Origin of the sequence: Rhodococcus sp. CX (assembly GCF_015865005.1) — a bacterium.
Classification (GTDB): Bacteria; Actinomycetota; Actinomycetes; order Mycobacteriales; family Mycobacteriaceae; genus Rhodococcus.
In genome coordinates this window covers 8215-20231 of sequence record NZ_JADZGH010000118.1, presented here as the reverse complement: position 1 = coordinate 20231, position 12017 = coordinate 8215, and the positions used below count along the sequence as shown (strand labels likewise).

Below are 12017 nucleotides of genomic sequence, written 5' to 3'. Positions count from 1 at the left end.
CCGCGAGAAGCGCGAACGACTCCTGGCGCAGGGCAAGGACGCGTATCCCGTCGTCGTGCCCCGCACCCACACTCTCGCGGAGATCCGTGCGAAGTACCCCGATCTCGAACCCGACAGCACCACCGGCGAGCAGGTCGGTGTCGCCGGCCGGGTGATGTTCTTCCGCAACACAGGCAAGTTGTGCTTCGCGACCCTGCAGGAGGGTGACGGCACGCAGTTGCAGGTCATGCTGAGCCTGGCCGGTGTCGGCGAGGAGTCGCTGGCCGCCTGGAAGGCCGACGTGGACCTGGGCGACTTCGTGTTCGTGCACGGTGAGGTCATCAGCTCCCGTCGCGGTGAGCTGAGCGTCATGGCCGACACCTGGCAGATGGCTGCGAAGTCGCTGCGCCCGATGCCTGTCGCCCACAAGGAGATGAGCGAGGAGTCGCGGGTCCGGCAGCGGTACGTCGACCTGATCGTGCGCCCGGAGGCGCGGGCGAACGCGCGGATGCGTGTCGCGGTGGTGCGGGAACTGCGCAATGCGCTCGAACGTCGCGGATTCCTCGAGGTCGAGACCCCGATGCTGCAGACGCTGCACGGCGGTGCCGCCGCGCGACCGTTCGTCACCCATTCGAACGCCCTCGACATCGATCTGTACCTGCGCATCGCACCGGAGTTGTTCCTCAAGCGTTGCGTCGTCGGTGGAATCGACAAGGTCTTCGAGATCAACCGGAATTTCCGCAACGAGGGCGCGGACTCGACGCATTCACCGGAATTTTCGATGCTCGAAACGTACGAGGCATACGGAACGTACGACGATTCGGCGCGCATGATCCGCGAGATCATTCAGGAGGTCGCATTCGCGGTCTTCGGCTCGTACGTGGTAACCCTTGCCGACGGAACCGAGTACGACCTCGGTGGCGAATGGAAGACCCTCGAGATGTATCCGTCGTTGTCCGAGGCGATCGGCACCGATGTGACGCCGGACACCACGGTCGAGGAATTGCTGGCGCTTGCGGAGCGGGTGGGGCTCGAGGTCCCGAAGGACAAGGGATACGGCCACGGCAAGCTCGTGGAGGAATTGTGGGAGCACATGTGCGGCGATCAGCTGTACCAGCCCACGTTCGTCCGTGACTTCCCGGTCGAGACGTCACCGCTGACGCGCGATCATCGCAGCATTCCCGGTGTGACCGAGAAGTGGGATCTGTATGTGCGCGGATTCGAACTGGCAACCGGATATTCGGAACTCGTGGACCCGGTGATCCAGCGCGAGCGTTTCGTCGATCAGGCGCGTCTGGCAGCGGCGGGTGACGACGAGGCCATGGTTCTGGACGAAGATTTCCTCGCCGCAATGGAACAGGGTATGCCGCCCACCACCGGTACGGGTATGGGAATCGATCGGTTGCTCATGGCACTCACCGGACTCGGAATCAGGGAAACCATCCTGTTTCCAATTGTTCGTCCGTCCGCTCGCTAATTCCGCACCCCGACCGGAATCGGTATTGCCCTTGTGAAATTCGCATGTACTCTTGTGCCCGTACCCGGGGGGCTGGGCGTTTCATTCGAGAGGATTTGCGGCACATGGCGAAGAAGGTCACCGTCACGCTGATCGACGATGTGGATCAGGAATCGGCGGCAGACGAGACCGTGGAATTCGGGATCGACGGGGTCACCTACGAGATCGATCTGTCCGACGAAAATGCCGCGAAACTGCGCGAGCAATTGGAATTCTGGGTCGAGCACGCCCGGAAGGTCGGCGGCCGGAAGCGTCCGAAGACGGTTCCGGCAGCACCGGCCGGGCGGAAGTCCTCCCGGACGGCCACCCCGAATCGGGAGAAGAGCGCCGTCATTCGGGAATGGGCCCGCGAGAACGACTACGCAGTTTCGGCACGCGGACGTATCTCCGCGGAAATTGTCGAGGCCTACAACGAAGCCCACGCATAGGCAGCTGTAGGACCGAAGACGGACGAACGAGGCGTCACCCGGAATTACCCGGGTGACGCCTCGCCGCTTCTGCCGTCCGAATCCCCCGAGTTAGGACATTACCGACGGGTAGATAGATGCTCGGCTTCGTGACCTGCATGTTCGCCAGTCCTGTCGGGTGGATCGGGGTACTAATCAGGTAGCGTCCCGTCGGTGACATACGTGCGGAAGGTGCGGACCGCATCGGGAGCGGTCGCGGTTCAGGTCGCCCGCAAGAACCGCGGCCGGGTCGAGATCATCGAACACGTCGGGTCGGCGCACACCGATGCCGAACTCGGTGTGCTGCTCGCCCGAGCCCGCCGCATCGCCGACGGCGAGCAGGGCGTACTCGACCTCGAGGTCTCCACCCGCATCGCCCGGGTCGACGAGGTCGCCGACTGGCGCCCCGAACCCGAGCGCCCGGCCGCCGCGACGGTGGCGCCGGCCGGACGCACACTCGGCACGAGTTCGCGGTTGCTCTACGACGTGCTCGCCGCCGTCTACGACCGACTCGGATTCGACGAGGTGGGCGACACCGTGTTCCGAGATCTGGTCATCGCCCGGATCGTCGAGGACTCGTGCGGAGTCGGCTTTCGAGGTGGGTTCGACGATCCGGGCGATGACCAGATCTCGGAACACGGTGTCGCCCACCTCGAAAGCCGACTCCGCACGAGTCCTCGACGATCTCGGTGCAGATACATTCTCGTACAAAACAATCCAACGACATCTCGCCACGGCGGTCACTCGCGACTACCGCAGCATCGTCGCGACGCGATGCTTCGCCCGTGCCGTTACCAGCGGGGACTTGTCCCTGATTTTGTACGACGTGACGACCTTGTACTTCGAAGCGGAGAAGGAAGATGACCTGCGCAAAGTCGGGTACTCGAAGGAGCGTCGCGTCGATCCACAGATCGTGGTCGGTCTGCTCGTCGATCGCACCGGATTCCCCTTGGAAATTGGATGTTTCGAAGGCAACACCGCCGAGACCACCACCATCGTGCCGATCGTGCGCCAGTTCCAGCAGCGGCACGGTCTGGACGACACCGCGATGGTCGTCGCCGCCGATGCGGGCATGCTGTCGGCATCGAACCTGAAGGATCTCGACGACGCCGGCGTGAAGTTCATCGTCGGCTCCCGTGTCACCAAAGCACCCGGCGATCTCGCCTCGCATTTTCACTGGCACGGCGACCTGTTCACCGACGGGCAGATCATCGACACCATTACCCCACGTCACGGACGCAGCACCGTCAACAACGTGCGTACCAGGGCCGAGCCCGTGTGGGATCCGGCGACGCATCCGAACGGGTGGCGAGCAGTCTGGCAGTACTCACGCAAACGTGCGGTGCGCGATGCCCAGACCCTCAACCTGCAGGAGGCTCGTGCCCGCGCTGTCATCGACGGCACCAAGCCCGCGAAAGCGACCCGCTTCGTCACCGTCACCACGAAGGGCCGGCGCCTGGACACTGCGAGTATCGAACGGGCCCGTTCCCTCATCGGTTTGAAGGGGTATGTTTCGAATCTGCCTGTCTCTGTGATGGATTCACGTGACATCATCGCGAAATATCATGATCTGTGGCATGTGGAGCAGTCGTTTCGGATGTCGAAAACCGATCTGCGAGCTCGACCGATGTTCCATCGCACCCGCGATGCGATCAAGGCACACCTGACCATCGTGTTCGCCGCGCTGGCCGTCGCCCGTGAAGTCCAGGACCGCACCGGCCTGGCGATCGGCAATGTCGTCAAGCAGCTACGGCCCCTGCGGACCTCCACGATCGTCATCAACGGGGCCACCGAGTCGTTCCCGCCGCAGATCCCAGCCGCTCAGCAGAAAATTCTTGCGGATCTCGGCTTCGCGGGGTACTAAAAATGTCCTAAGTCGGGACCGAAGACGGACGAACGAGGCGTCACCCGGAATTACCCGGGTGACGCCTCGCCGCTTCTGCCGTCCGAATCCGGGTGGGTGCTGGGTGAGCGGAGGCGCTCGCGGGCCCCGCGGGGTTGTTCGCTTCAGGCGTAGAGCTTGCGGAAACGTATCGGCGACGTGCAGCGTTAGCACTCGTGACCGGGTTTCGAAGTTCCGCTCAACCGGGTAGAGGGGGAGCGGGCCGAAACCACGGCAACTAGAGTGTCAAGTGGGGTCGTGGAACCTTCGCCGGTTCGACGACGACTCGAGTGCCGGAGCGAAACGCGGCAGTCGGGTCCGGAACAATCCTCGTACCGGATCCGCAGGCCGGAGAGTGTGAGGGAGTGCGATGTTCGAAAGGTTCACCGATCGCGCGCGGCGCGTCGTCGTCCTGGCTCAGGAAGAGGCCAGGATGCTCAACCACAACTACATCGGCACGGAGCACATCCTCCTCGGCCTCATCCACGAGGGTGAGGGCGTGGCCGCGAAGTCGCTCGAGTCGTTGGGGATCTCGCTGGAAGGTGTGCGCAGCCAGGTCGAGGAGATCATCGGCCAGGGGCAGCAGGCTCCGTCCGGGCACATCCCGTTCACGCCCCGTGCCAAGAAGGTCCTGGAGCTGAGCCTGCGTGAGGCGCTGCAGCTCGGGCACAACTACATCGGAACCGAGCACATCCTGCTCGGCCTGATCCGCGAAGGTGAGGGTGTCGCGGCCCAGGTGCTGGTCAAGCTCGGGGCCGACCTCAACCGCGTGCGTCAGCAGGTCATCCAGCTGCTGTCCGGCTACCAGGGCAAGGAACCCCAGGAGACGGGCACGAGCCGCGGCGAGGCCGGCACCCCGTCGACGTCGCTCGTGCTGGATCAGTTCGGCCGCAACCTCACGCAGGCTGCGCTCGAGGGCAAGCTCGATCCGGTCATCGGCCGCGCGAAGGAAATCGAGCGGGTCATGCAGGTCCTGTCCCGCCGCACCAAGAACAACCCGGTGCTCATCGGCGAGCCGGGTGTCGGCAAGACCGCCGTCGTCGAAGGCCTGGCGCAGGCCATCGTCAACGGCGAGGTCCCCGAGACCCTCAAGGACAAGCAGCTCTACACCCTCGACCTCGGTTCGCTGGTCGCCGGTTCCCGCTACCGCGGTGACTTCGAGGAACGCCTGAAGAAGGTCCTCAAGGAGATCAACAGCCGCGGCGACATCATCCTGTTCATCGACGAGCTGCACACGCTGGTCGGTGCGGGTGCCGCCGAGGGCGCGATCGACGCCGCGTCGATCCTCAAGCCGAAGCTGGCCCGCGGTGAGCTGCAGACCATCGGTGCGACCACCCTCGACGAGTACCGCAAGTACATCGAGAAGGACGCCGCCCTGGAGCGTCGTTTCCAGCCGGTGCAGGTCGGTGAGCCCACGGTCGAGCACACCATCGAGATCCTCAAGGGTCTGCGCGACCGGTACGAGGCGCATCACCGCGTCTCGATCACCGACAAGGCGCTCGTTGCCGCCGCGACCCTCGCGGACCGGTACATCAACGACCGCTTCCTGCCGGACAAGGCGATCGACCTGATCGACGAGGCCGGCGCACGGATGCGTATCCGCCGGATGACCGCGCCGCCGGACCTCCGCGAGTTCGACGACCGGATCGCCGACGCCCGTCGCGAGAAGGAATCCGCGATCGACGCGCAGGACTTCGAGAAGGCCGCAAGCCTGCGAGACAAGGAGAAGCAGCTCGTCGCCCAGCGCGCCGAGCGCGAGAAGCAGTGGCGTGCGGGTGACCTCGACGTCATCGCCGAGGTGGATGAAGAGCAGATCGCGGAAGTCCTCGCGAACTGGACCGGTATCCCGGTGTTCAAGCTCACCGAGGAGGAGACCACGCGTCTGCTCCGCATGGAGGACGAGCTGCACAAGCGGATCATCGGCCAGGAGGACGCGGTCCGGGCCGTGGCCCGGGCGATCCGTCGTACCCGTGCCGGCCTGAAGGACCCGAAGCGTCCGTCCGGCTCGTTCATCTTCGCCGGCCCGTCCGGTGTCGGTAAGACCGAGCTGTCCAAGGCGCTCGCGAACTTCCTGTTCGGTGAGGACGACGCGCTCATCCAGATCGACATGGGCGAGTTCCACGACCGCTTCACGGCGTCCCGTCTGTTCGGTGCGCCTCCCGGATACGTGGGCTACGAGGAAGGTGGTCAGCTCACCGAGAAGGTGCGCCGGAAGCCGTTCTCCGTCGTCCTGTTCGACGAGATCGAGAAGGCCCACCAGGAGATCTACAACACGCTCCTGCAGGTCCTCGAGGACGGCCGTCTCACCGACGGTCAGGGTCGCACCGTCGACTTCAAGAACACGGTGCTGATCTTCACCTCGAACCTGGGCACGTCCGACATCTCGAAGGCCGTCGGCCTGGGCTTCTCGGCCGGTTCCGGCGAGGCGTCGAACTACGAGCGGATGAAGAACAAGGTCCACGACGAGCTCAAGAAGCACTTCCGCCCCGAGTTCCTCAACCGCATCGACGACATCATCGTCTTCCACCAGCTGACTCAGGAGCAGATCATCGAGATGGTCGACCTGATGGTCGGCCGGGTCGAGGCGCAGCTGAAGAACAAGGATATGGGCATCGAGCTCACGGAGAAGGCGAAGGCACTGCTCGCCAAGCGGGGCTTCGATCCGGTTTTGGGTGCGCGGCCGCTGCGTCGCACCATCCAGCGCGAGATCGAGGATCAGCTTTCCGAGAAGATCCTGTTCGGCGAGATCGGCCCCGGCCAGATCGTCCTGGTCGATGTCGACGGCTGGGACGGCGAGGGCGCCGGCGAGAACGCGAAGTTCACGTTCACGCCGAGCGAGAAGCCGGCCGAGGTGCCGGACACCCCGGCGGTGGCACTGGCCAAGTCCACTGAGGGTGAGGCGGACGCCGGATAACCGGTTCCGGACACAGGGAGGGGCGGTACCCGTACGGGTACCGCCCCTCTCGTTTGCTCGGAGTCTCAGGTGCGTTCGCGCCGCACCCAGGGCGCGGTGTCGCGTCCGAGCCAGTTCGCGAGGCGTTCGGTGGCCCCGGCGCCCGGGGCGGGCTCGACCGGAGGGCCGAACGGCAGGCCGTCGCGGGGAGACGCCGGCAGGGCGAGTCGCATCACCTCGAGGGCCGCTTCGGCCAGGGGCGGGTCGGCTTCGGCCTCCTGGCCGGTGGCCACGGCGAGATCCCAGCCGTGGACGATCAGCTCGTCGAGTTCGACGAGCACCGCGATCCGGCCGGGGAAGGTGCCCCACGGAGCGGTGACCGGCTTGTAGAGCAGAGCATCGTCGTTCCACACCTGCCAGTAGTGCTCGATGGACCTGTCCAGGAGGGCGGGCCATTCGTCGTCCGCGGCGGTGAGGGATTCCGGGATCGTGCGCGGGTCGCCTCCCGAGCCGACGGCAGCGCTGCGTTCGAGCGTCGACGCGAGGTGCCCGAGGAGGGTGCGGACGTCGAACTCGGGGCACGGCGTCGGGGCCGTCATGTGGTCGGGACCGACGTTCTCGACGATCCGGCGCGCCCGATCGGCGGCGGCACGGACGAGCGGGCGGGGGTCCTGTTGTGGCGTGGTCACGCAGCCCATCCTGCGCCCGCGGTTTCCGGTTCGTGATCGGTTCGGCGGACTACCTGCCGATGCCGGGCATGTGGGCGGTCAGCGTCGACAGCGTGCTCGCCACGATCTCGGTGAGTTCGCCGGGCCGGATGTCGAGCGTGCCGTCGAGCCATCCGCGGACGAGTTCGACGGCGCCGGCCATGACGACAACCGCGCACAACTCCGCCTGGCGGGAATCGAGTCGCGTGCCCACCGCATCGCTCTGCTTCGCGAGTTCGTCCGCCGCGGCCCGGATGAAGGCGCTCTTGCGTTCGGCGAGCGGGGGAGCGTCGGAGATGAGGAATCGTCCCTGCTGGGGGTTGCGTTCGACCGCCCCGACGATCGCTCCGACCGCGGCCCGGGCCTTCTCGTGCAGGTCGTCGGGAGCCGAGGCGATCGCGGCGACGGCGCCCGCGAGCAGTTCGGCGCCGAGCTCGTCGTAGGTGGTGGTCACGAGATCGTTCATGTCGGTGAAGCTCTCGTAGAAGAATCGCGGACCGATTCCGGCGGTGGCCGCGACCTTCCGGACCGTGGCGGCCGACCATCCTTCGGCTGCGACCACCTCGATCACCGCGTTCTCGAGGCGTTTGCGGCGTTCGGCGCGCCGGTCGGCCGGTGCGACGCCGCGGTACGCGCGGTGGGTTTCGGGCTCGGACACATCCGCGAGTCTGTCACACGCGACGTTTCCGGAATCTTCAGATTCCGGAATCAAGTGTTTACGAAATTCGGTATTCCTGCGATAGTCGGTGGCCGAATCCGGACGAGGAGAAACCGTGACGATCGAGGCTCCGCTGCCCACCCGCCCGACGAGCATCCGCCTGTCGACGAGCCGCCTGCACGACCGAGCCGATCGGCTCGCACCGAAACCGATCCTGAGCGAGGGCGCTCCCCGGCTGGCGATGTCGCTCCTCGTCGGCGACTCGGTGCGGCCCACCCGTGCGCAGGCCCGGGCGTTCGCCAGGTTCGCGAACACCTGCGATCCGGTGGCGGACGACCTCGTCGCGGCGATGCGCCGCGACCGCACCCGGATCCGTGCGCAGTTCGAGCAGGCACTCGAGCACGGCATCGAGACCGTGGACGATCCCGCTCCCGAGGTGCAGGCGTTCATCGATGCCCTCGACGACGTGCCGTTCTGGGTCGACTACGACAAGCTGGATCTCGCCGCGCAGGCGATCGCACGGATGCCGGTGAGCACCCTCCTGGCGTTCACCACCGCCATCGCCTTCCCCGCCAGCTACGTCTCGCCGCGCGTCAACGACGTGCTGCTGCGCGGCGGCGACCTCGCGAAGCGCGCCGCGGCACGGATCGTGGAGACGGTCTCGTGGTCGATGGACTGCACGGCACCCGGCGGGATGGAGCGATTCGGGGAGGGGACGAAGAACACCGCCCGGGTGCGCGTCGTCCACGCCTACATCCGCGCCGGGATCGACCGCGTCGACGATTGGAACACCGACACCCACGGCAGGCCCGTCAATCAACTGCACTACTGCGTGACGATGATTCCGATCGCCGGCGTCGCCCTGGCCGTCATGGCCGCCGGGCACTGGTACTCGCGACGCGAACGGGACGCGATCGTGCACCTGTACCGGTACGTCGCGCACACCATGGGGGTCACGGCCGAACTCCAGGTCACCTCGCTGGACGAGCTTCTTCGTCTCATCTGGCTCGCGGTCTGGTCGGAGGTGGATCCCGACGACTCGTCGCGGGCGCTGACCGACGCGGCGCTGAAGGCCGTCCCCCGGATCTACGGTGTCGACGGTCCCGGACCTGCGAACCGCATCAAGAGCTGGGCGTACTACCACTTCCACGCCGACCTGGCCCGCCTGTCACTGGGCTCCGGCTACTCCGACGCCGTGGGAATTCCGCGGCTGAGCCCGATGGCGGCCCTGTATCCGCTGTGGTTCGCGCGCAATCTCGTCCGCGACCGTCTGAGCGTCGCCGTGCCGGGAGGCGCCGCGCGCGCGGCGCGCCGGGGGCACCGCGAGCGCATGCGGGCGGTCGGCGAGGTGAAACAGCGGCTCGACGTCCGGCCGTACGAGCGGGACGGCGCGGTGCACACCGTCGGTGAGCGCGACCGGGAACTGCGAGCGGGCCGGACCCGGTGAACCGTCTGCGGTGAACGCCCCTCGTGAGGCGGGCGAGTCTGCGAGTGTGGTTGGTGAACATGCGACAGCAGAGGCTCGCGAATCCACCACACGAAGGGGAAGATCCTCATGCCCACACGCACCGCACGCACAGCATGGAACGGCGGCCTCCAGGATGGCTCCGGGCAGGTCGAGCTCAGCAGTTCCGGGCGCGGCACGTTCGACGTGTCGTTCCCGAAGCGCGCCGCCGACGACGCCGGCGGTACCACCAGTCCCGAGGAACTCATCGCCGCCGCGCACTCGTCGTGCTACGCGATGCAGTTGTCCGCACTGATCGCCGAGGCCGGGGGAACACCGCAGAGTCTCGAGGTGACCGCCGACGTCTCGCTCGGTCCCGATCCCGCGGGCGGATTCCGGCTCACCGGAATCAATCTGACCGTGCGTGGTGAAGTCGAGGGCCTCGACGCCGCCGGATTCGGCAAGGCCGCCGAGGACGCGAAGGCCGGATGCCCGGTGAGCAAGGCGCTCACGGGAGTCGAGATCACCCTCGACGCGGCGCTGGAGTGAGCCGGCCGAGGGAACATCGCGGCGCCGGTGGCTGTTGCACCGGCACGTGACCTTTGGAGACAACACTGCCCGGATCGAGATCTGGTCCGATATCGCCTGCCCCTGGTGCTACATCGGCAAGCGGCGATTCGCTGCTGCCCTGAGCGAGTTCGAGCACCGAGACCGCGTGTCGGTGACCTGGCGTTCGTACCAGCTGGCCCCGGACACCCCGGCGGGTCTGCGGCGCCCCGAGATCGATGCGCTGGTCGAGATGAAGGGGATGCCGGCCGAGCAGGTGCGGCAGATGTTCGCGCACGTCGCGAACGTCGCGGCACAGGACGGTCTCGACATCGACTTCGCCACCGTGATCGCGGCGAACACCTTCGACGCGCATCGACTGCTGCACCTAGCGGGCGATCGGCGTGACGCGCTGCTCGAGGCGCTGTTCCGCGCGCACTTCGTCGAGGGCGAGGTGGTCGACGACCGCGACACGCTCGTGCGGATCGCCGCGTCGGCCGGGCTGGACCCGGAGGCGGTCCGTGCCGGCCTCGACGGCGACGCAGCCGCCGATGCAGTCCGAGCCGACCTGCACGAAGCCCGCACGCTGGGCGTGACCGGAGTGCCGTTCTTCGTCGCGAATCGCGCCGTGGCCGTCTCGGGAGCTCAACCGAAGGACGTGTTCCTCGCGCTGTTGCAGCGTGCCGTCGACGATGTCGATGCCGCGGAAACGGCCGCCGCCGACGTGACCGGCGTAGCGGGAGACGGCTGCGCAGTGTGAGCCGGGTACGCGGTGTGAGCCGGGCGCCTCACGGTGGCCGTTCAGGACGGCACCGTGAGGTCCGCCATCGCCCGGAGGAGTGTCGCGGTCGCGGCATCGGCCGGGAAGAACGTCTCGATCGCGATCTCGTCGAGGGTCACGTCGAACGGGGATCCGAAGACCGTCGTCGTGTACAGCAGGGACAGGTCCCCGTGCGCGGATTCCACGACGAGCGGCATGGCGAGGTCGTTCGCTGCCGGACCGTCCGCCGCGTCGTGCGCAGGCACCGGGTAGGCGGCCAGTTCGTCGCGCAGCTCGCGTAGCTCCGGTATCGCCGTACGGGACAGCTGGCGGCTCACCCGGCGCAGGACGTGGTCGCGCCACCGGGTGAAGTTGCGAATTCTCGGGGCCAGGCCGTCGGGGTGCAGGGTCGCACGCAGAACGTTGACCGGCGGTTCGAGCAGATGCGGTGCGATGTCCGTGAACATCGACTGCGCGGGCCGATTCGCGGCGAGGAGTTCCCAGCGGACGTCGACCGCCAGCGCCGGGTTGGGTTCGTGTCCGGTGAGAACCGCCTCGACGGCCTCCCGCGCTGCGCCGAGATCGGCGAACGGACGCTCCGGGTACGTCGGGGCGTAGCCGGCGGCGAGGTAGAGCCGGTTCCGCTCGCGTAGCGGAATCTCGAGTTCGTCGGCGAGCTTGTCGAGGACACCCCTCCCGGGTGTCGATCGACCGGTTTCGACGTAGCTGAGATGCCGGGTCGACAGGTCGGCGGCGATCGAGACGTCGAGCTGGGAGCGGCCTCGTCGTTCGCGCCAGGACCGCAGTAGTGGCCCGACCGACTCCGTGCGGATTGCTGACTGTGCGGGCATGACCTCACCCTGCCCGGGTCCGCGCAGCGCTGCAATGACCCCGGAGGTCATCGACGGTCGGCACGGAAGCGGTCCAGGATCGGTGATACCGCACCGAAGCGGCTCGTAACCGAGAGGCAGTGAATGTCATGACCGAAACCACCTCGAAGAGCGAACGATTCGAACTCTCCGACACGATCGAACGGTACGTCCGATTCTGGAATCCGGGCGCCGGCGACGCCCTCACCGCCGAGACGCTCGCCGAGGACGTCGAATACTGCGCCCCCGTCGGAGTGCTGACCGGCCAGGCCGCGCTCGTCGACTTCCGGCGGCAGTTCACCGACCACATGGGCAGC

The 12017-nt window shown here is 66.8% G+C and carries 10 protein-coding genes and 1 pseudogene; 8 read left to right on the top strand and 3 right to left on the bottom strand.

From position 1 onward, the window contains the following. From lysS to I0Q12_RS12990, 4 genes and pseudogenes are all read left to right on the top strand, one after another. Positions 1-1456 (top strand): lysine--tRNA ligase (gene lysS / locus I0Q12_RS13005; RefSeq protein WP_197252313.1); only part of this gene is annotated, 1456 nt, incomplete at its 5' end. A 104-nt stretch (positions 1457-1560) separates the two neighbouring features. Continuing rightward, positions 1561-1923, top strand: a complete 363-nt coding sequence (locus I0Q12_RS13000; RefSeq protein WP_197252312.1) for an Lsr2 family protein — start codon at positions 1561-1563, stop codon at positions 1921-1923. Positions 1924-2115: 192 nt separating this feature from the next. Next, a pseudogene (locus tag I0Q12_RS12995) lies at positions 2116-3805 on the top strand (IS1634 family transposase). A 388-nt stretch (positions 3806-4193) separates the two neighbouring features. Further along, positions 4194-6737 (top strand): ATP-dependent Clp protease ATP-binding subunit, encoded by a 2544-nt coding sequence (locus I0Q12_RS12990; RefSeq protein WP_197252311.1) that lies wholly within the window; start codon positions 4194-4196, stop codon positions 6735-6737. Between the two features lie 65 nt (positions 6738-6802). Here the strand turns inward: I0Q12_RS12990 and I0Q12_RS12985 are convergent, their stop codons facing one another. Both I0Q12_RS12985 and I0Q12_RS12980 read right to left on the bottom strand, forming a co-directional pair. Beyond that, positions 6803-7414, bottom strand: a complete 612-nt coding sequence (locus I0Q12_RS12985) for a TIGR03086 family metal-binding protein (protein WP_197252310.1) — start codon at positions 7412-7414, stop codon at positions 6803-6805. 40 nt (positions 7415-7454) lie between these two features. Next, the gene (locus I0Q12_RS12980) at positions 7455-8081 is read right to left on the bottom strand and encodes a TetR family transcriptional regulator (RefSeq protein WP_197252309.1); all 627 of its coding nucleotides are present in this window, start codon (positions 8079-8081) and stop codon (positions 7455-7457) included. A 115-nt stretch (positions 8082-8196) separates the two neighbouring features. Between I0Q12_RS12980 and I0Q12_RS12975 the strand changes: the two genes are divergently transcribed. From I0Q12_RS12975 to I0Q12_RS12965, 3 genes are all read left to right on the top strand, one after another. Next, positions 8197-9528: an oxygenase MpaB family protein gene (locus I0Q12_RS12975; protein ID WP_307846214.1), complete on the top strand. Its 1332-nt coding sequence runs from the start codon at positions 8197-8199 to the stop codon at positions 9526-9528. A 108-nt stretch (positions 9529-9636) separates the two neighbouring features. Then, entirely contained in the window at positions 9637-10074 is a 438-nt protein-coding gene (locus tag I0Q12_RS12970; RefSeq protein WP_197252308.1) for an OsmC family protein, read from the top strand. A gap of 46 nt (positions 10075-10120) precedes the next feature. Next, complete coding sequence (locus I0Q12_RS12965) at positions 10121-10831, top strand: DsbA family oxidoreductase (protein WP_197252307.1); 711 nt, start codon at positions 10121-10123, stop codon at positions 10829-10831. Positions 10832-10872: 41 nt separating this feature from the next. Here I0Q12_RS12965 and I0Q12_RS12960 read toward each other — a convergent pair whose 3' ends face one another. Beyond that, the gene (locus tag I0Q12_RS12960; protein ID WP_197252306.1) at positions 10873-11682 is read right to left on the bottom strand and encodes a helix-turn-helix domain-containing protein; all 810 of its coding nucleotides are present in this window, start codon (positions 11680-11682) and stop codon (positions 10873-10875) included. Between the two features lie 128 nt (positions 11683-11810). On the opposite strand from I0Q12_RS12960, the gene I0Q12_RS12955 reads away from it, so the two are divergent. Further along, positions 11811-12017: nuclear transport factor 2 family protein (locus I0Q12_RS12955; RefSeq protein WP_197252305.1), on the top strand; the 207-nt coding region annotated here is incomplete at its 3' end.